Source organism: Fibrobacter sp. UWR2, assembly GCF_002210285.1.
In the GTDB taxonomy this organism is placed as follows: Bacteria; Fibrobacterota; Fibrobacteria; order Fibrobacterales; family Fibrobacteraceae; genus Fibrobacter.
Genome location: NZ_MWQE01000001.1, coordinates 745,863 through 764,888, shown reverse-complemented (window position 1 = coordinate 764,888; position 19,026 = coordinate 745,863). Strand labels below are relative to the sequence as shown.

Below are 19,026 nucleotides of genomic sequence, written 5' to 3'. Positions count from 1 at the left end.
TTTCTATTTTTATAGTAATGCGAAACAACGTAAACATGATTATTATGGCAATCGCCGTGAGTCTCGTCGCAAGTGCCTGGGCAAGCGATGTTACAGCCCCTGCAGGCTCTGCACGCAACCTCACCGCAAGCGATTTTATGCCACACAGTTCGAATGCCAAGGATTTCAACGAAAACTGGAGTTACCAGTTCGTATTCGACAACGGCACACGCGCTTTTATCAACTATTCCACGCTTAATGTTCCCGGTTCCGGCCGAAAAATCGGCTGCGACATGACACTCTGGAATTTCAAGGGCAAGACCCATACCGTAGGCCGCCAGTATCCACCAGAACGCCTCAAGGCCCTCAAGGAAAAGTCGACCATCGACATCAAGGGCGAATACATGATGGAAAACAAGCCCGGCAAGGGCCACCGTGTGCTGTTTACCGCCGACAAGGAAGGCAAATTCTTCCTTGACCTTACGTTCGAAAGCGCCGAGCAGGGCAAGGTCCTAGGTGACGGCGTGTGGAAAGTCGGCAGCGAAAAATTCGCGCAGTATATCCACATTCCCTACGGGCGCGTCTCTGGCCGCATCGGCTACAATGAAGACACCATCTCCGTGAAGGGCTACGCCTACATGGACCAGACATGGCAAACGGTACAGCCGACCGAAATCGCCCTCCGTTCGCTCAACTTTAGCACGAACGCCCGCTCGCCCCTCTATGCCGGCAGGATTTCCATTACGCCTAAAGGCGGATTGCTCGGGTACGTGCTTTACAACGGAGGCGAAGGCTCCAAGGTTGTACTCCCAGCAAGCATCAAGGAAGACGGCGAAAAATACAGCGGCAAGAAATTCCCGAAAAAGGAACTCTCCATTGAATGGAAGGACGGTTCCCCCGCACTCTCGTTCCCCGTAGGCAAAACCTACCAGAAGGCATCGCTTTTGGACAAGATTGACGGATGGTTCGCAAAGAAAGCCATGAAGATTGCCGCCGGCGGAGAGGTCATGTTCTACCGCGGGCGTAGCGATGCAAGTCACGGCAAAAAACTCGACTGGACCGTTACGGGAGTTAAGGACTGATGACCAAGTTTCGCCCTTGTATAGACTTGCACGACGGCAAAGTCAAGCAGATTGTCGGAAGTTCCCTAAACGATAGCGGTGTGGGCCTCAAGACCAACTTCGAGACGGATCGTTCCCCTGCGTGGTTCGCAGAACTCTACAAGAAAGACAACATCAAGGGCGGGCACGTAATAATGCTCGGCAAGGGAAATGTCGATGCGGCAAAGGCCGCACTTTCGGCATACCCAGGCGGGCTCCAAGTGGGTGGAGGAATCACCGCGGACAATGCGAAGGAATACATCGACGCCGGCGCAAGCCACGTGATTGTCACGAGTTGGATTTTCCCCGAAGGTAAATTCGACATCAGCCGCCTGGAACGCCTTGTAGAAGTTGTCGGCAAGGAACACCTGGTTCTGGACCTCAGCTGCAAGCGCACCTCCGCACCAGGCGAAGTACCCCACTGGAATATCGCGATAAACCGCTGGCAGACGCTTATCGACGTCGAGATTACAGAAGAGACGCTTACCAAACTTGCCCGCTACTGCGACGAGTTCCTGGTACACGCAGCCGATGTCGAAGGCAAGCAGCAAGGAATGGACGATGACCTAATACGGTTCCTTGCCGCCCACAGCCCTATTCCCGCCACCTACGCAGGCGGTGCAAAAACACTAGAAGACCTAAAACACGTCAAAGATATTTCGGGCGGAAAAGTTGACCTCACCATCGGATCGGCACTTGACCTTTTCGGTGGGAAAGGAGTGAAGTATGACGACTGCGTCAAGTTCAACAAGGGTTAGACTGACCGACATTCTTGACAAACGTACACCCATCTATGGCAGGCATGTCACCAGTACGTTCCGCAAGTACTGGGCCATGAAGCACAAGCCTCCCGGAAATATCCGTACCTGCTGGATTCCGCCTATCATTTTCGGCATCTGGCTTTTAAACATTCCAGGACTCATAAAGCTCCGCTTCGCCATGAACAAGGAGCGAAAGGAACGCGACCCCGACAAGGTACGGGTGCTATTCTACAGCGACCTGCTCGACGAGACAAACGGCATTGCGAATAACCTACGCCATATCATTCCCTACATGCGCTCACACGGCATGGAAGCCGGACTTGCCGGTATAGCCTTCAACACGCGCCCCTGCGGTGTCGTCGAGAACGGGTACTGCTTTCTCTTGCCGCGTTTTTTTAGCATGGAACTACTCGGGTATGCGAATAGCGAACTCGACATCATGCGCATCGGGCCGGTACTGCGCCTGCTAAAGCGATACCCTGTCGACATTATCGAACTCGAGACCCCAAGCCCAGGCGCCTGGCTCGTACGGCTCTGTGCTTTCGTTGCCGGAGTAAAGGTTCTCAGCCACTACCGCACCGACGTACCCACCTACACCAAGACACTCGTGAAGGCCAAGTGGATGCATGTGTACGTGCTGTGGCTCATGAGAATCTTTTACAAGATGGCAAGACCCGTCATCAGCCCCTGTCACGACTATGTCGAGATTTTGAACAAGCAGCTCCTAGTCCCGCGCAACCAGATTGTAATGCTTCCGCGTGGGATTCCGCTCGATCAGTTCGATCCATCGAATGCGAACAAGGGCACCTGGGAAAAATTCGGTAAAAAAAAGACCGTAAAGTTCATGTTCTGCGGGCGCATTTCCAAAGAAAAGAACATTCCTTTCCTGAACAACGTATGGATGAAGTTTGCCGCAAGGCATAACGACGTACAGCTTTTGTTCGTCGGATACGGTTGGTACCTCGATGAGCTCAAGGAAATCTACCGAGACCATCCCGAAGTTCTCTTCTCCGGTGAGCAGGGCGGCGAGACTCTCGCGGGCCTCTATGCCGATGCGGACTTTTTCGTTTTCCCGAGCACGACGGACACCTTCGGCAACGTGGTCGTCGAAGCCATGGCGAGCGGCACCCCTGCCGTTGTCAGCGATTTTGGCGGACCCAAGAGCATCGTCTCCGACGAGGCACACGGATTCATTTGCCCCATGGACGAAGACGCCTGGGTCAATACTCTTGAGAAGTGCTACGAGCTCAAGAAGAACCACCCCAAGGATTACAGCGCCATGAGCGAGCGCGTTTACGAGAAGAGCCGCACCTACACCCTGGAAAACGCATCAAAAGCGCAATTCGAATACTTCCGAAAACTCAAGAAAGAAGCCTACGGCATTTGACAAAGTACACGAAAACTTCGTAAATTTCGCCATCATGGATAACAAAAAGCGGACTTCTTCGAAACTCAAGGCTACGGACACCCTCGATACGCGCCCCCACATTTTCGGACGCACCGTCACGAGCACCTTTAGGAAGATGTTCAGTTTCAAGCACCAGCCTCCCGGAAACCTACGAACCGGCATGATTCCGCCAATCGTATTCGGGGCGCTTCTCGTGAACATTCCCACGCTTCTAAAACTGCGCAGTTACTTAAAGCAGGAACGCAGCAAACGTCCCGCCGACGATGTCCGCATCCTATTCTATTCCGACAACCTGGACGAGACAAACGGGATTGCCAACAACCTGAGGAACGTGATTCCCTACATGCGCTCCCACAACATGAAGGCTTTCCTTGCAGGAAGCGCCTTCAACACGCGCCCCTGCGGTGTCGTCGAGAGCAGCTATTGCATTCTGCTTCCGCGCCTTTTCAGCATGGAACAACTTGGATACGCGAACAGCGAACTCGCCATCCCACGTGTTGGCCCCGTACTCCGGTTGCTCAAGCGCTACCCAGTCGACCTAATCGAACTTGAGACACCAAGCCCCGGAGCCTGGCTCGTATGTTTCTGCGCGAAGGTCGCAGGCATCAAGGTCTTTAGCCACTACCGTACCGACGTGCCCACCTATACACGCACGCTCGTGAAGGCAAAGTGGATGTACTACTTCGTGCTTTGGCTCATGAAGATTTTCTACGGTATGACCAAGCCCGTCGTAAGTCCCTGCAAGGATTACGCAGAAATTCTCACCTCGCAACTAAAAGTCCCTGCAAGTCAAGTACAGATACTGCCGCGCGGCCTCCCGCTCGAGAAGTTCTCCCCTGACCTACGTGGCAAGGGCATGTGGGAAAAATTTAACGGATCTCCGTCCAGCGCCATACAGACAGGGTCTGCACGCAAGGTTCGTTTCTCGTTTATCGGCCGTATCTCGAAAGAAAAGAACCTGGAGTTCCTGAACGGCGTGTGGAAGAAGTTCGCCGCATTGCACGACGACGTGGAACTCATGTACGTAGGGTACGGCTGGTACCTCGAAGAAATCAAGAAATTCTACGAAGGCGATAACAGCGTGCACTTCGCAGGTGAGCAGGGCGGCGAAGCGCTCGCGAGCCTTTACGCCGATTCGGACTTCTTCCTGTTCCCAAGCGTCACCGACACCTTCGGGAATGTCGTAGTCGAAGCGATGGCGACAGGCACGCCCGCCCTGGTGAGCAATTACGGCGGTCCGCATGACATCGTGATGGACAATGCCGCAGGCCGCATTCTCCCCATTGACGAAACCGCCTGGCTCGAAGCACTCGAAGAATGCCGCCGCATATATCTCGAAGAACCGGAAACCTATCAGGAAATGCGAGAGACCGCCCACGAGCGCTCCCTCAAATACACGATGGAATCCTCCACCAAGGCTCAGTTCGATTTCTTCCGTAAGTTAAAGCGAAAATACTACAGGTTTTAACAATCGTTCTTTCCCAACATCAATATGGACGAAAAAATCCTGAAGCATCTACGCGACTGGTTCAAGGAGAACGCAGCGAACCTCCCATGGAGGCCAACGGACATCGACGCGAAGCGTGACCCGTATGCAGTGTGGATCAGCGAGACAATGCTCCAGCAGACACAGGTCTCGACCGTAAAGGATTATTTTGTCCGCTGGATGGAACGTTTTCCTGACATAGAGACGCTAGCAAAGGCAAGCGAAGAAGAAGTATTCCGATACTGGCAGGGGCTTGGCTACTACAGCCGTGCACGGAACATATTGAAGACGGGGAGAATTGTCGCCAAGGCCGGAGGGAAATTCCCGCAAACCCGCAAGGAACTCGAATCGTTACCGGGAATAGGCGCATATACCGCAGGAGCAATCCTCAGCCTCGCATTACACAAGAGAGAAGCGATTCTGGACGGGAACCTGGTACGCATCTTTTCGAGGTTCTACGCCCTCGACTTTTTACCCGTCGGTAAAGCTGCGGAAACTTACTGGGAATATGCCCGCATGGTTGCGGATAGCCCGAAAGCCTACATGCACAACGAGGCCCTGATGGAACTCGGGCGCACCATCTGCAAGTCAAAGGTTCCTGAATGCAAGGCCTGCCCGCTGGCCAGCGGATGCCGCGCATATCGCGAAGGGCGTGCAGAAGAATTCCCTCCCAAAAAGAAACGCATACAAAAGGAGTGGCACGGCACGGCGCTTGTTATCGAAAGCGCCGACGGCAAGATCCTTGCCGTCTCCGCTGGCCAGGCATTCCTCAGCGGACAACTCGCCCTACCCCATTTCGAGACGCAAAAAAATGCGACCGCCGGCATTCCCCTGCAGGCCGAACGCTATATCGACAGCGACAGAGTCGCCTCCGTAAAAGATTGTGGAGTTTTCCGGCATGGGATTACCGTCCATAAAATCGAATGCAGAGTCCTGCACATCAAACTCAAATACAAAGCGACAAAGAGCCGCTTTACATGGGTTTCCAAGTATGTCGCAAGAGATGTTTTCGCCAACAGTTTCAGCCTCAAGGCATTGAAACTGGCACTAGATTAGGTCGAAAAAAAAGAACAAACCAAAATTACAATGGCACAACAGCAGGCCAGATGCATCAGCATTCGAGGAATCAGATGATTCACGTAAAAACTCCTTTATTCACCAACGGTCCAAAAAACCTGTTCCTTTTCAGGAACAGGGGATAATATAGCAAACTTTTTTTTCTGTCAAGGCCAATTTGGGCGTTTAAAGGATAATTTTTACTTACAAACTAGAATTTTTTCCGCACCGTGCAGACAAAGCGAATCCTATCGTAATCCGCCCCGGGAACCTGAACGACTTCGTCTGCCAACACGTGAATTAATGACCCGGCAAGAGAAAGACCATACTTGGGGAACATCTGCTCAAAAGTGGCATCCCAGTACCAGTCACCCTTCACGATAAGTGGATCACTGCTGCGCAGGTTCCACTGGGCATCGCTCCTGTAGCGCAGAGAATGCGATACGCGGAAGGACTTGCGGATAAGCCAGTCTCCCGTAAATGCGACGAAGAACTCCGATGGCGTCACCTCGAATCGCCTATCGTCGCCGTCAATTCTCTCGAAACCGGCCAGGGCGCGGAACTTGAACATTTCACCAAGCCAGGCATCGAGCCAGAGTTCACCCGTTATGCCCTTTATCCACGAATTGATTCGAGAGACATCGCCATAGCGGAACTCGTACCCGCCATCTTCCACATAGCCGTCCACATCAAACGTCTCCGCTCCGCGTTCCGCCCAGAATGAAGCCCTGCCACCAAGCGACACAGATGCGATTGTATCGGCAAAGGCGAGATACCCTTCAAGCAGAGTCATCGCACCGCCTGGCGAGAGTTCAATCACACTCTCCACATCACCCATGTCGAAGAATTCCTTGTCATCGGCGAGCGGATTCAGGCGCGTACCCGAAATATTCTTAACGCCAAGCGTCACACCGAGATTCTTCACCTCCACCGGAAGCGACATTTCGATGCTATCCTGCACGAGCCAGTCCACGTCATTCATGCCGAACATGACGTCGGCCTTGAGCCAGCGCAGCGGAGCAACCCGCAACTGCATAAACGGCCAGAACACATGGTCGTCGTTGAGCCCGGTATAAACCGTACCCTCGTCATCGACAACACGGAAAGCTAGCCCCGCAGAAATCTGGAACACGCCCTTCTGGCAGGCCTCCCCGCACTTGTAAAGCACAGAGCCATTCACTTCCTTGCGTTCGCCGGATTCCTTTCTCTTCGCATTCTGGTATTCCGCATCTTCAAATGCTGCGGTAATTTCAAAATTCAAGAAGTCGGCACGCGCTTCTATTCGCGGCTTCATGAACACAGGAATCCAGCGGGAAGATTCCGTGTATTCCCAGAGGTATTCCTCGCCCACAAGTAGCGATGCGTTTATAAAGTCATTCGTATAGCCGAGGCCCGCATAACCCGAACTGAACATCGGATAATTTTCACCAAAAAGGGAAAACTCGTCCGAGACCATCTTCTTGCGGTAACTCGCAGTGCGGGATGAATAATGGTCATCTTGGAATCCACGGGCCGTTGCCCAGAAACCCTTGTAGGATGGAGTCCTGAAGCCACCTTCCAGAATCGGCGTGCGATTCGTAGGTCTATCATTCTCGGTTATCACATCCTGATATATCATGTCACCGAGTTCGTTACCAGTCTTTACCCATACCGATGGCTCGTAGGGGTTCCACGACGGTAAGACGGACATGCGGTTGAATAGCAGACGGTGTCTCAGTTTTTGTGGCGTCCAGAGTTCGCTTTCACTATGAATACCGCCCGCACCGAGAATGCGGTCAAACTGGTAAGTAGGCCCACCGACAAGGAAAGTTCCATCATCACGACTAACCGCCTCCATACCTTCCATTTCGGCATCGATTGCAGCATGAGTAATTCCGCAGAAAGGAACTATCGCCAAAAAAGCCATGCAGAAAAGAGAATTCCTCATTACCAGATCCTCCTTTCGATATAGAAGCCGATAGTCAACATGTTAGAACGCTCCGGCAAGGTCCAAAGTTGTTCCCACAAGGCATTCAGACCCGCAGTAAATTCCTTGAAATACAGGAACGGCATGTTGATGCGGGCAAACCACCCGAATTCAGTCTCATTGTCGACAAGCATTCCCCCACGACCGGTAAAGTAGTTTTCATCGCCATCGTAGTCGGCGCGAGTCCAGTTACAGGTAAAGCCAGCTCCAATCGCCAGCGGTCGCAACAATTTCCAGTGCCAATCCAGCCCCAACCTGCCCACGAACTGGTGAACGCCCGGGAACGGAATACCGTCGGCACGCACCTTCACGTAAGCGTAGTTGAAATGCACGAAACCATCAAAGTCGGGCCAGTAACTGTAACGGAAACCGACTCCACCATAGAAGGCGTTTTCCACGGCATCCTGAAGGTCACCAAACGGATACATCTCGCCGCCCTCGATGGAGATGTAGCCCTTGTGGAAAGCGTACACGAGCGTATCCACCGGCGCGGCTTCTTGCGCCCACGCTACCGCGGCAAGCAACAGCGCGGCAAAAAATGTTCTTGTCAGTTTCATGATTTTTTTCGCTCCAGTGCCTGTGCAAAAAATCCATCCAGGCGGGCATCCCTGCTACCGGGCAGCATCGGGTCCCCGACCTTCACAAATTCAGGATGAGCCTTGACAAACCTGTTAATGACCTGCGTCGTTTCTGCCGGGTCCGGGCTGCACGTGGCATAAACCAAGCGACCTTCGGGCTTGAGTTTTTCGGCTGCGCGTTCGAGAATTTCGTACTGCAGTTTCGAAAGTTCCGCAATCGATTCGGGCGTCAGGCGGTAAACCGATTCGGGCCTACGCGCAATCACGCCCATGTTGCTGCAGGGAACGTCGAGGAGTATTCTATCGAAGGTTTCTTCAACAACAGTGTCCGCCGCATTCAATACGTCAATGTGAGAAAGTTTCACATTCGTAAGCCCAAGGCGGCTTATCAAGTCCTGCATTTTCTCAAGGCGGAATTCCGACGAATCGCTCGCATGGATATCAAGCGTCGGGTCCATTTCCGCAAGCAGCGCAGTCTTCCCGCCGGGCGCTGCACAGGCATCCCACACTTTCATTCCCGGCTTTGCATCCAGGAGTTTCACGACATCGTATGCAGAAGGATTCTGGAACGAGAACATCCCCGCCGAGAATTCCGGCAAGGCAAGCAAGACCTTCACTCCCACGTCGCGAGGAATTTCGATAAAGCGGTCGTAGAGGATGCTCGCGCCCGTAACGCCATTCTTTTCGGCTAGCACGGGAGCGCTTGTCTTCTGCAGGTTCACGCGAATCCACTCCACAGGGCGTTCCAGGGTAGAACGCGCAATGCTTTCGGCTCGGTCACCACCATAAACGTCGAACCAGCGGCGCACCAGCCATTCGGGAATAGAATTCTCGATACTCACGCGGCGCACGCGCTGAGACGGGAGTTCAGGCATGCCGGCCCTACGTGCAGAACGCAACACCGCATTCGTAAGGCGCACTGTTCCTTCGCCCAGGTTAGCAGACTTCGCAAGTTCCACGCAGGAATCGATGGCGGCATAGTCCGGCACATCCATGAAGAACATCTGGAAGAGCCCCATTTCCAGGATGGTACAGGCTTCCACCGAGGGCATTTTCTTCACGAGCGACTTGATGAAATACTGCAGGTACAAGTGGCGGCGGCACACGCCAAGCGCCACTTCCATCGCAAACGGAGGAATACCGCTTTCCTTGATGAAAGTTCCTTCCTTCTGCCAAAGCAGAAGAACGCGGTATGCCTCTTCACGTTCCGTCAGCAAAATGCAAGTCCTTCGCGCTTCTGGAGTCCGCGCATAAAGTCGGCGACAGGCATCGGTTTTTTGCCTTCGGCCTGGATTTCTACAACTTCGAGCAAGCCTTCGCCGGTACCGACAAACAGACGATTTTCCTTAAATTCAATAGAGCCCGGAGCAAGGTTCGCAACACCCTGGGCAGCCTTGCAATCGCCTACGCCGACAACGTCCGTCTTGCGCAGGTAAACCGTACGGCCCGAAAGGGTCGCATATCCGCCCGGCCAAGGGTTGAAAGCGCGGATGCGGTTATGGATAACGATTGCCGGCATGTTGAAATCAATGCGGCCTTCTTCTTTCTTAAGTTTGGGGGCACCGGATGCCTGCGCATGGTCCTGCGTCAGGTCTTTTTCGCAACCGCCTTCAAGCTGCGCGATGGCCTCGTCAAGCGCTTCGCAGCCGGGAGCAACCATCTTCTCGAGAAGGCTTGCAGTCGTATCCTGATGGTCAATTTTCACGACCTTCTGCGAAAGGATAGGGCCGTGGTCCATCTTCTCGTCTAGGCGGAAAACCGTAACACCCGTCTCGGGAAGGCCATCGGCAATCGCACGTTGCACCGGAGCTGCACCACGGTATTTGGGCAACATGCTCCCGTGCACGTTCACTGCACCGAATTTCGTAACCGCGAGAATGTTCTTCGGCAAAATGGAATATGCGACAACAACAAAAAGGTCGGCGCCGAACGCGCGCAAATCCGCCTCGAATTCCGGAGCCTTCAAATCGAGCGGCTGCAGAACAGGGAGGCCGTATTCAAGCGCAAGCTGCTTTACCGGCGGCGGAGTCAGCACGCGCCCGCGCCCTGCGGGCCTATCGGGCTGAGTGACAACGCCCACCACGTCAATACCATCAGATTCCTTAAGATGCTTCAAGAAGCAAGCCGCAAATTCCGGCGTTCCCATAAAAACTACTTTCATGTAGTACAATATAGAAAGAAATGACGACCGGCACCTTCAAAGGCCACAAAGCATCTTTACGAAAGAAAGATTCCCCCTACGATGCGACTTCGAGTACGTGCTTACGCCATTTGCCGCTTTTCCAGCGCCACCAGAAAATAAGCGGCGCCGTGCTATAAACGGCAACAACCGCAATCCATGCATGGTGTGCAGGCAAATCGAATACGTAGGCAGAAACATAGAGCGCAAGGGCGACAAACCAGTTCATCAAGGCGCTTGCGACCATTACCCAGAACGTATCGCCCGCACCGCGCAACGCACCCGCATATATTACAAGGAGAACCTCCACAAAGATGTAGAGTGCAGCAAAGCGCAACATGAACATGCCCATCGGGCGGGCCTCCGCAAAAATTGCGAGCGCTTCTGCCGAAGCACCTGCAGCATCGGGCTGGAACACGTCCGTAAGCACTCCCGGCAAAAAGATAAACAGCACGCCGATAATTAACGAATAGCCCCATCCTAGGCGGAGCCCCGAATAAGTAGACCTGTTAGCGGCCGCGCCGTCCTTCGCGCCCACGTAACGCCCCACGAGGCTAGTAGACGCGACTTCGAGCCCCATCAATGGCACGTACGCCACCATGTCCCAGTTGAACATCACCGAAGAGGCCGTCGCCGCCGCAGGCCCGAGCGCATGGAACATCAGGATAAGCAACTGGAACGCCGACATGTTCAAGAACATCTCAACGCCCGAAGGAATGCCCTTCCGCAGCAGTTCACGGCAGAGCGGCCAACTGAAGGCAAATGCGTAGCGCGTGCGGAACCGCCTGTGGCACGAATTTCCGAAGAACTTTGCAAACAAGATAATGGTCGATACCGCATTCCCGATAAGCGTTCCGTAGGCCGCACCCGCTACACCAAGCGCCGGTATCGGGCCCATACCGAAAATCAGCACAAAATTACAGACGACGTTCACAATCATGCCGACGAACGCCGCCTGCATCACGACCTTCGTCTCGCCAATCCCGCTAAAGAAACACGGCGCCGCATTGCGCACCAGCGTAATTGCGCCACCGAACATCAAGATGTTAAAATAAGTCTTCTGGTATTCCAGCTGGTCTGCCGGCAAATGCTCCAGCCCGAAAGCGAAATGCCCCACCGGAATCGTCAGGTACAAAAGCGGCACACATACCAGCGAGAGGTAAACCGCCTGCATAAATACGCGCGAACAATCCCAGCGCTTTTTCGCCCCCAGGCGTTGCGCCACCATTGCCGTCGTGTAACTGATAGCCCCCGTAAAGAACATCGTAAGCGCAAGTTGCACGGCACCCGCACCCAGTGCCGCATTCATTTCGGCAGGTCCAAGTTTAGAAAGGAAGAGTCGGTCGATAAACGTCATGAACGTATCGAAAGACATCGATAAAAGCATCGGGAGTGCAACTACGAGCACATCCCGAATACCGCCTTTTTTTCTAGGCACAATAGAATTATTCGTCATCCGAATCACGTTCGATTTCGGCAGCTCCATTACCGCGCAGGGCCACAAGCCGCACGCCGTTCAGGGTCAAATAAGGGTCATATGTATCGATAACCTTGCTGTGGCCCATGACCATCTGGCCCCAGCCACCTGTCGCAAACACGGGAACCTTTTTGCGCCCCATTTCGGCCTTGATCTTTTCAACCAGCGATTCGAGTTCCGCCATGAACCCGTACAAAAGACCTGCACGGATGGCATCGTCGGTATTATTCGCAATCACATGGTCGGGCCATTCGATGCTCACCGGCATCAAGCGGGCCGCCTTCTCGGTCAACACATCCAAACTGGCGCTGATACCCGGAATGATGATACCGCCGGCAAAACCGCCATCCTTCATCACGTCGAAAGTCGTCGCCGTACCCATGTCCACCACTATAGCATCCTTGTAGCCGCGGTCACGCAAAGCGATTACGTTGCAAAGGCGGTCAGACCCCAAGGAGGCCGGGTTCGGGTAGGCAATCGGGCAGTCCAGACAGTTCTTGGAACTCACCACCTGCACCGGGCGCTTCAGCAAAGTCTGCAAGGCCTTGATCCACGGGCGTTCCAATGCGGGCACCACGGTCGAAAGCCCAACGTGTGTAATCGCCGCAGGCTTGATCTTGGAAAAGCGCACAAGGCCTCCAATGCGGTTCATCACTTCGTCGCTCGTAGTCTCCTTGCGAGTCGTGAGTCTCCAGTGGTCAACAACCTTGTCGCCCTTAAAAATACCTAAAACCGTGTGGGAGTTTCCCACATCTACTACGAAACTGAAAGGTTCGCTTTTCTTCTTGGCTTTCACAGCCCCATTCAAATTCTTCTTCATGCGCGAATCACTATTTTGCGGCAAAAGATAGAAATTTGAGAACGCGAATGATTGCTATATATGCTTCTATGGCTAATTTAGGCTATACATTCCTGCTCATCCTGACAGCCGCAATCTGGGGTTCGGGCTTTGTCGCCCAAATCGAAGGGAACGCATTCGGGCCATTTGCTTTCTCGTGCATCCGCTGCTTTATCGCCGCAGGATTCCTTGCCTTAGTCTTCAAGATTCTCGATGCTTTCGGCAAGAGCCCCCGCAGGCCTCACAACCGCAAAGAAGCGCTACTACACTGGAAGGCGGGATTCTTTTGCGGGCTTGCCCTCTGCACCGCAATGAACTTGCAACAACTCGGGATGTTCCTCGGGACTCCCGCCGGGAAATCCGGATTCCTTACCGCATGCTATATACTACTTGTGCCTGTCGTAAGTTTATTCCTAGGCAAGCGCACTTCCATCAAGACCTGGATTTGCATTGCCATCACGACGGCAGGGCTTTACCTGCTCTGCGTCAAGGACGGCTTTTCAATCGAACTTTCGGACAGCGTTTCGCTCCTATGTGCGCTGGCCTTTTCGTTCCACATCCTCGTCATCGACAAGTTCGTAAATCACGTAGACCCCATTCGCGTCTCGGCAATACAGTTCCTAACCATCGGCGTCTTGACTGCCCCGCTGATGATTGTATTCGACCTGAAATTCCCGGCAATGGATTTCGGCACCGTCATTGCGGCATTTGGCAATCCATATGCCATAGCAGGCCTTGCATTTGCAGCCCTTTGTTCCAGCGGTATCGCCTACACATTGCAGATTGTCGCTCAGGACAAAATCAACCCCACCATCGCCTCGCTCACGATGAGCCTGGAATCAGTATTCGCCGTTCTTGCGGGTTGGGCCATTCTGGGGGAACAGCTTTCAGCCCGCGAGATTTGCGGCTGTGCGATAATGATGGTCGCCATCGTGATAGCGCAAATTAAGATTTCGCCTGCATCTTCTTGATGAGCAAGGCTCCAAAGACAATCAGCGTGAGGCCAATCGCAAACGAAAGAAATGCGCTCCGCGTGAACCCTGCCACGATATAGCATATAAAACTCACCCCAGCGACAGAAAGCGCATAGGGCAACTGCGTATTCACGTGGCTCACATGGTTGCAATCCGCACCGGCACTCGCCATGATAGTCGTATCGGAAATTGGCGATATATGGTCACCACAGACGGCGCCCGCCATACATGCAGAAATAGAAATAATCATCAGGTTCGGATCGACGCTCGAGAAAGCCGCTACCACAATCGGAATCAAGATGCCGAACGTTCCCCACGAAGTACCCGTCGAGAAAGCAAGACCCACACCAACAAGGAAGATAATCGCCGGCATCAAGTTCATAAGTCCAGCGGCGCTCCCCGAAATGAGGCCTGCCACAAAATCTTTTGCGCCAAGCGTATCGGTAACGCCCTTCAGGCTCCAGGCAAGCACAAGAATCAATATCGCCGGGACCATCGCCTTGAAACCTTCGGGCAGGCATTCCAGGCACTTGCGCAACTTCAAAACGCGACGGCCCAAATACCAAATCACCGTCACGATAAGCGCACCAAAGCTACCGATTACAAGGCCAACAGAAGCATCACTTGCACCGAAGGCATCAATAAATCCCTTATGCGCTTCTCCGCTCGAGAAGAATCCGCCCGTATAAATCAATCCGGTCACCGAGAACACAATCAACGTGACAATCGGGAAAATCAAGTCCGCGACCGTTCCGCGAGAGTCTTCGCGCTTTAGAGACTCCGTCTGCGCTTCCAGTTTTTCAGCCGCAGCCTCGTACTTTTTCATCGGGCCAAAATCTACCTTCAAAAGAATTACCGCAAAGAGGGCCACGATAGTCAGCAAGGCATAAAAATTATAGGGAATCGATTTCACGAACAGCCCCAGGCCATCTTCGCCTTCGACAAAGCCGGTCACCGCCGCCGCCCACGAACTGATGGGAGCGATAATGCATATCGGAGCTGCCGTAGCATCGATCAAGTATGCCAGCTTTTCGTGGCTAAGTTTAAACTTGTCTGTAACAGGGCGCATCACGGAGCCTACCGTGAGGCAATTAAAATAGTCGTCCACGAAAATCATGATGCCCAGGATAACTGTCGCAAGTTGTGCGCCGACCTTGGACTTGATGTGCTGTTTAGCCCACTCACCGAAAGCGGCCGCCCCTCCGGACTTGTTCATCAAGGCAACCATCGTCCCAAGAATGACAAGGAAAAAGAGAATGCCCACATTCCACGGGTCCGACACCTGCTTGACCACGCCATCCTTGAATACGGCATCCAGAAAATGCGGGAAGTTCCCTTCACTAATGAAGAGCCCGCCCATCAATACGCCCACAAAAAGGGACGAGTATGCCTCCTTGGTAATGAGGGCAAGGACGATAGCCACTATCGAGGGCACCAGGGCCCAGAACGTTCCGTGAAAATAGGATACAATTTCGGCAGCCTGTTGTTCCATAAAACACTCCTTGGGTTTCCAAGGAATATAAAAAAACAAGCCTATTGTGGTTTGAGCCTACTAGATTCGCATCGAAATATCGAGTGCTTTCACGCTGTGTGTGAGCGCACCGACAGAGATGTAGTCCAGGCCGAGCGTCGCAATTTCCTTCGCGCGTTCGAGCGTCATGTTGCCGGAGCCTTCCACCAGGCACTTGTCACCGCTTTCCTTGATAATCTTCAAGGCCTCGGCCATCATCTCGTTACTCATGTTGTCGAGCATGATGACGTCCACGCCCTTGTTAAGGAGCGCGCGCAGCTGGTCGAAGTTTTCGACTTCCATTTCGACCATCAGGTTCTGCGTATTGTTCTTCTTCACGACTTCGAGCGCCTGGAGTACGCCACCCGCAGCAGCGATGTGGTTGTCCTTCACGAGCACCATGTCAAAAAGACCCATACGGTGGTTGGAACCGCCGCCCACGCGAACCGCGTACTTCTGCAGCGTGCGGAAACCGGGAACCGTCTTGCGGGTATCGAGAACCTTGGTCTTGCCACCCTTCAGGGCTTCCTGGAAGGTATGCGCGACCGTCGCCACACCCGAAAGCTGCTGGATAAAGTTCAATAGCGTACGTTCGCCTGTCAAAAGTTCGTGCGTCGTGCCGTCCATTTCGGCAATCAGGTCGCCCTTCTTCACAACGTCACCGTCTTTCTTGTGGAGCGTCACCTTCACGTTCGCCTTCAGTTCCTGGAACACAAGTTCAATCACCGGGAGGCCGGCAAGCACGCCGTCTTCCTTGGCAATCAGGCGGGCATGTTGTTTCTGGTCGGCAGGGATGGTCCATTCGCTAGTCACGTCGCCCGTGCGCACGTCTTCGGCAAGCGCCAAGCGGATCATCGTGAGGGCATCTTCTACAGGGAATTTAGGTGTTGAGTTATCACCGTACATTTCTACTGCGCTCCTTTACCGGTCAGGACAACATAAATAGTGCGCACAAGAATCTGGAAATCCAGGAGCAGGCTCATGTTTTCGTAATAGTACATGTCGTACTGCAACTTGATTTTCACATCTTCAGTGCTGGTGTCGTAATGGTGCCGCACCTGAGCCCAACCCGTAAGGCCGGGTTTCATCTTGAGGCGGCTAATGTAGAACGGAATCTCTTCGCGGAGCTTGCTGATAAACACAGCACGCTCGGGGCGCGGGCCCACCATGCTCATGTCACCGCGAAGCACGCACAAAAGTTGCGGCAGTTCATCGATGCGGGTCTTGCGCAGGAACTTGCCTATCTTCGTAATGCGGGGGTCGTCCTTGGTGGCCCACTGGGCACCGAACTTTTCGGCATCCGTGCGCATGGTACGGAACTTATACACCGTAAAGGGCTTGCCGTAAAGGCCAATGCGTTCCTGCGAATAGAAAATCGGACCACCATCCTGCAACTTGATGGCAATAGCCGCAAAAATCCAGAGCGGGAACGAAAGAAGCCCGATAAATCCAGCAACAAACAAATCCATTATGCGCTTCACCCGCACCTGCCAGGGAGGCATCGTGAAGGCAAAAAGTTCCTGCAGTTCAAATCCATAGACAAGGTTCGCCTTGAACCGTCCATTCACCACAGGGTAAAGTTCCGGAACAATATAAATGTGCAACTGCAGTTCGCAAATCCATACAAGCACGCGCATAATCTCTTGCGGCGAAGAACTTTCGTGCGCAATGACAATGCCTGTTACGCGGTACTTCTTCACAAGCGCCGGGAGGTCGGCATACTTGCCCAGCACCGGGAACCCGGCGAACTCATGTTCCATCACCTGGAAACGTTCGTCTACGAACCCCACAACGCGCTGGCCGAGAGCCGGAGTGTTCTTGAGGTCTTCGGCCACCTTGCGGCCGGCATCAGTTGCACCGAGAACCAGGATGTTGTTCGCCCCATAGCCAAGGCGCAAGAGCCCGCGCAGGCACAAGTAAATAAACATCCTGAAACCGGCCACCAGCACAAGAGCAAGCCCACCATAAATGAAAATCCACGGGAAGCGCGAGCCATACAGGTAGCCCTGGTTCAGCGGTTCGTTAGCCGAGAACTTTGCAATGAATTCTGTACCGAACAGGCAGATAATAACCAGGACGATGCCGATGACCACGGCGCGGAGCACCCGCAAAATCTGGTGCGTACGCGACATCAGGAGCCAAGAACGGTAAAGGCCAGCAAAGGAGAACAGCGCAAGCCAGCCAATATTCAGCCCGAGGCCCATGGCCCAGTACTGGTCAAACGTCTTGGTCGGGTCGAACTTGTCGACAATCCAGCCACTATGGAACTGCACCCAATACGCCAGGACAAAACAAATCGTCAAGGCGGCAAAGTCCGAAAGGACCAAGAGCACTCGTTCTAGCGTCGAAGCACGTATCATACAGAACTAAACTACAAAATCTCAAATCGAGGCAACCAGGATTTATGCCAAGAAACGGATAACCTGGCTCTTTTCGACGATTTCGGGCAGGGCATCGATGGCATCCACTGCCTTCGAGGCCTTGCAGTCCTGCGTCTTTTCGGTAATAACCACAATGGATACCTTGCCCGGGTCCTTCACGTTCTTCTGGATAATCGTCTCGATGGAGATGTTGTTCTCGGCGAGGACGCTCGTAATCTTCGCCAGCACGCCGCAGGCATCGCGCGAGGTAAAGCGCAGGTAGTAGCGGGCGCTAGTTTCGGAGATGGGCACCAGCGTCGCGGAATTGTCGACGTTGAACCAGCCCATCGGGAGTGCCTTGCGGCTACCCGTGTCGGTAGAGCGGGCCAGAGAAACGAGGTCGGCCACCACGGCAGAGGCTGTCGGGAGGCGGCCAGCACCGGCGCCGGTCTGGACCGTTTCGCCCAGGTTGTCGCACTTGAGGTAGACGGCGTTAATCACGCCATTCACGTTAGAAAGCAGATTCTCGTTAGAGACAAAGCACGGATGCACGCGGGCATCCACGCGGTCGCCGTCGCGGTGGTAAATGCCGAGGAGTTTCACGCAGCAGCCAAGTTCCTTGGCGAACGCGATATCCTGGGCGGTAATCTTGGAAATACCCGTCACGTGAATTTTCTCGAAGTCCACGCGCTTGCCGCTGCAGAGGCTTGCAAGCAGGGCCGTCTTGTGGGCGGAGTCGATGCCTTCGATATCGAAGGTCGGGTCGGCTTCGGCAAAGCCGAGCTTCTGGGCGTCCTTCAGCACGACGTCGAAGTCGAGGCCTTCGTCAGCCATGCGGCTAAGGATGTAGTTGCAGGTACCGTTGATGATGCAGCTCAGGTGTTCCACCGTAGAACCGAGCAGGCCTTCCTGGAGGCTACGGATAATGGGAATGCCACCGCCAACCGCGGCTTCGAACAACACATGCAGGCCCTTTTCGGCTGCAAGCGGGAAAATCTCGTGACCGTACTTGGCGAGGAGGGCCTTGTTCGCGGTCACCACGTGCTTGCCCGAATTGAGGGCGGCCAGGATCCACTTGCGCGGCATGTTGTAGCCACCAGCGAGTTCCACGAGCACGTCGATGTCGTTACCGGCAATCATCTCGTCGGCGTTGGTCGAAACCTTGTAGCCCTTCGCCTTGTAGGGGGCGACTTCTTCTTCGGACTTCGCGCAGATGCAGGCGAGTTCGAGTTCGACACCGAGTTTTTCCTTGTACTCGGCAATCTTCTGTTCAAGAATCTGAATGACACCGCCACCGACGGTTCCAGTACCAATAAGTCCAATACGCAGCATATTGCGTCTCCATTTTAAATTT

At 53.7% G+C, this 19,026-nt stretch carries 16 protein-coding genes; 6 read left to right on the top strand and 10 right to left on the bottom strand.

Annotation, left to right across the window (positions count from 1 at the left end; all coding sequences use genetic code 11):
* Nucleotides 1–17: 17 nt before the first annotated feature.
* Genes B7994_RS03055 through B7994_RS03035 form a run of 5 tightly spaced genes read left to right on the top strand, consistent with a single transcriptional unit; the run spans nucleotide 18 to nucleotide 5,790 of the window.
* The gene (locus tag B7994_RS03055; RefSeq protein WP_088636987.1) at nucleotides 18–1,061 is read left to right on the top strand and encodes a hypothetical protein; all 1,044 of its coding nucleotides are present in this window, start codon (nucleotides 18–20) and stop codon (nucleotides 1,059–1,061) included.
* Nucleotides 1,061–1,837 carry a phosphoribosylformimino-5-aminoimidazole carboxamide ribotide isomerase gene (hisA, locus tag B7994_RS03050; protein ID WP_088636986.1) on the top strand — a complete coding sequence of 259 codons (777 nt, stop codon included), beginning with the start codon at nucleotides 1,061–1,063 and terminating at the stop codon, nucleotides 1,835–1,837. The genes B7994_RS03055 and hisA overlap by 1 nt, the downstream gene beginning before the upstream one ends.
* Nucleotides 1,806–3,227, top strand: coding sequence for a glycosyltransferase (locus B7994_RS03045; protein ID WP_088636985.1), 1,422 nt, complete (start codon nucleotides 1,806–1,808; stop codon nucleotides 3,225–3,227). The genes hisA and B7994_RS03045 overlap by 32 nt, the downstream gene beginning before the upstream one ends.
* Nucleotides 3,228–3,261: 34 nt before the next feature.
* Nucleotides 3,262–4,716, top strand: a complete 1,455-nt coding sequence (locus B7994_RS03040) for a glycosyltransferase (protein ID WP_088636984.1) — start codon at nucleotides 3,262–3,264, stop codon at nucleotides 4,714–4,716.
* A gap of 24 nt (nucleotides 4,717–4,740) precedes the next feature.
* Nucleotides 4,741–5,790, top strand: a complete 1,050-nt coding sequence (locus tag B7994_RS03035) for an A/G-specific adenine glycosylase (RefSeq protein ID WP_088636983.1) — start codon at nucleotides 4,741–4,743, stop codon at nucleotides 5,788–5,790.
* A 211-nt stretch (nucleotides 5,791–6,001) separates the two neighbouring features.
* On the opposite strand, the gene B7994_RS03030 is transcribed toward B7994_RS03035, so the two are convergent.
* From B7994_RS03030 to B7994_RS03005, 6 genes are all read right to left on the bottom strand, one after another.
* Complete coding sequence (locus B7994_RS03030) at nucleotides 6,002–7,717, bottom strand: hypothetical protein (protein WP_233142967.1); 1,716 nt, start codon at nucleotides 7,715–7,717, stop codon at nucleotides 6,002–6,004.
* Nucleotides 7,717–8,313 (bottom strand): hypothetical protein, encoded by a 597-nt coding sequence (locus B7994_RS03025; RefSeq protein WP_088636982.1) that lies wholly within the window; start codon nucleotides 8,311–8,313, stop codon nucleotides 7,717–7,719. Before B7994_RS03025 ends, B7994_RS03030 begins: the two co-directional genes overlap by 1 nt.
* A complete protein-coding gene (locus B7994_RS03020; protein WP_088636981.1) occupies nucleotides 8,310–9,551 on the bottom strand; it encodes a transcription antitermination factor NusB in 1,242 nt (413 codons plus the stop codon). Before B7994_RS03020 ends, B7994_RS03025 begins: the two co-directional genes overlap by 4 nt.
* Nucleotides 9,545–10,495: a methionyl-tRNA formyltransferase gene (fmt, locus tag B7994_RS03015; RefSeq protein WP_088636980.1), complete on the bottom strand. Its 951-nt coding sequence runs from the start codon at nucleotides 10,493–10,495 to the stop codon at nucleotides 9,545–9,547. The genes B7994_RS03020 and fmt overlap by 7 nt, the downstream gene beginning before the upstream one ends.
* Before the next feature lie 76 nt (nucleotides 10,496–10,571).
* Nucleotides 10,572–11,951: an MATE family efflux transporter gene (locus B7994_RS03010; protein ID WP_233142965.1), complete on the bottom strand. Its 1,380-nt coding sequence runs from the start codon at nucleotides 11,949–11,951 to the stop codon at nucleotides 10,572–10,574.
* A 7-nt stretch (nucleotides 11,952–11,958) separates the two neighbouring features.
* On the bottom strand, nucleotides 11,959–12,810 hold the full coding sequence (locus tag B7994_RS03005) for a type III pantothenate kinase (protein WP_088636978.1): 852 nt from the start codon (nucleotides 12,808–12,810) through the stop codon (nucleotides 11,959–11,961).
* Nucleotides 12,811–12,878: 68 nt separating this feature from the next.
* Between B7994_RS03005 and B7994_RS03000 the strand changes: the two genes are divergently transcribed.
* Entirely contained in the window at nucleotides 12,879–13,799 is a 921-nt protein-coding gene (locus tag B7994_RS03000; RefSeq protein ID WP_088637221.1) for a DMT family transporter, read from the top strand.
* Here B7994_RS03000 and B7994_RS02995 read toward each other — a convergent pair.
* The 4 genes from B7994_RS02995 to B7994_RS02980 are packed head-to-tail and all read right to left on the bottom strand — an operon-like array spanning nucleotide 13,774 to nucleotide 19,004.
* Nucleotides 13,774–15,294, bottom strand: a complete 1,521-nt coding sequence (locus B7994_RS02995; RefSeq protein ID WP_088636977.1) for a Na+/H+ antiporter NhaC family protein — start codon at nucleotides 15,292–15,294, stop codon at nucleotides 13,774–13,776. The two genes, B7994_RS03000 and B7994_RS02995, sit on opposite strands and share 26 nt — an antisense overlap.
* Before the next feature lie 60 nt (nucleotides 15,295–15,354).
* Nucleotides 15,355–16,218: a carboxylating nicotinate-nucleotide diphosphorylase gene (gene nadC / locus B7994_RS02990; RefSeq protein WP_088636976.1), complete on the bottom strand. Its 864-nt coding sequence runs from the start codon at nucleotides 16,216–16,218 to the stop codon at nucleotides 15,355–15,357.
* 2 nt (nucleotides 16,219–16,220) lie between these two features.
* Nucleotides 16,221–17,672 (bottom strand): sugar transferase, encoded by a 1,452-nt coding sequence (locus B7994_RS02985; RefSeq protein WP_088636975.1) that lies wholly within the window; start codon nucleotides 17,670–17,672, stop codon nucleotides 16,221–16,223.
* Between the two features lie 42 nt (nucleotides 17,673–17,714).
* Nucleotides 17,715–19,004, bottom strand: coding sequence for a homoserine dehydrogenase (locus tag B7994_RS02980; RefSeq protein WP_088636974.1), 1,290 nt, complete (start codon nucleotides 19,002–19,004; stop codon nucleotides 17,715–17,717).
* Nucleotides 19,005–19,026 lie beyond the last annotated feature (22 nt).

What these genes read in the sequence shown, in the direction of transcription:
- B7994_RS03055 (WP_088636987.1), top strand. Translation starts at nt 18, where the DNA reads ATGCGAAACAACGTAAACATGATTATTATGGCAATCGCCGTGAGTCTC.
- hisA (WP_088636986.1), top strand. Translation starts at nt 1,061, where the DNA reads ATGACCAAGTTTCGCCCTTGTATAGACTTGCACGACGGCAAAGTCAAG.
- B7994_RS03045 (WP_088636985.1), top strand. Translation starts at nt 1,806, where the DNA reads ATGACGACTGCGTCAAGTTCAACAAGGGTTAGACTGACCGACATTCTT.
- B7994_RS03040 (WP_088636984.1), top strand. Translation starts at nt 3,262, where the DNA reads ATGGATAACAAAAAGCGGACTTCTTCGAAACTCAAGGCTACGGACACC.
- B7994_RS03035 (WP_088636983.1), top strand. Translation starts at nt 4,741, where the DNA reads ATGGACGAAAAAATCCTGAAGCATCTACGCGACTGGTTCAAGGAGAAC.
- B7994_RS03030 (WP_233142967.1), bottom strand. Translation starts at nt 7,717, where the DNA reads ATGAGGAATTCTCTTTTCTGCATGGCTTTTTTGGCGATAGTTCCTTTC.
- B7994_RS03025 (WP_088636982.1), bottom strand. Translation starts at nt 8,313, where the DNA reads ATGAAACTGACAAGAACATTTTTTGCCGCGCTGTTGCTTGCCGCGGTA.
- fmt (WP_088636980.1), bottom strand. Translation starts at nt 10,495, where the DNA reads ATGAAAGTAGTTTTTATGGGAACGCCGGAATTTGCGGCTTGCTTCTTG.
- B7994_RS03005 (WP_088636978.1), bottom strand. Translation starts at nt 12,810, where the DNA reads ATGAAGAAGAATTTGAATGGGGCTGTGAAAGCCAAGAAGAAAAGCGAA.
- B7994_RS03000 (WP_088637221.1), top strand. Translation starts at nt 12,879, where the DNA reads ATGGCTAATTTAGGCTATACATTCCTGCTCATCCTGACAGCCGCAATC.
- B7994_RS02995 (WP_088636977.1), bottom strand. Translation starts at nt 15,294, where the DNA reads ATGGAACAACAGGCTGCCGAAATTGTATCCTATTTTCACGGAACGTTC.
- nadC (WP_088636976.1), bottom strand. Translation starts at nt 16,218, where the DNA reads ATGTACGGTGATAACTCAACACCTAAATTCCCTGTAGAAGATGCCCTC.
- B7994_RS02985 (WP_088636975.1), bottom strand. Translation starts at nt 17,672, where the DNA reads ATGATACGTGCTTCGACGCTAGAACGAGTGCTCTTGGTCCTTTCGGAC.
- B7994_RS02980 (WP_088636974.1), bottom strand. Translation starts at nt 19,004, where the DNA reads ATGCTGCGTATTGGACTTATTGGTACTGGAACCGTCGGTGGCGGTGTC.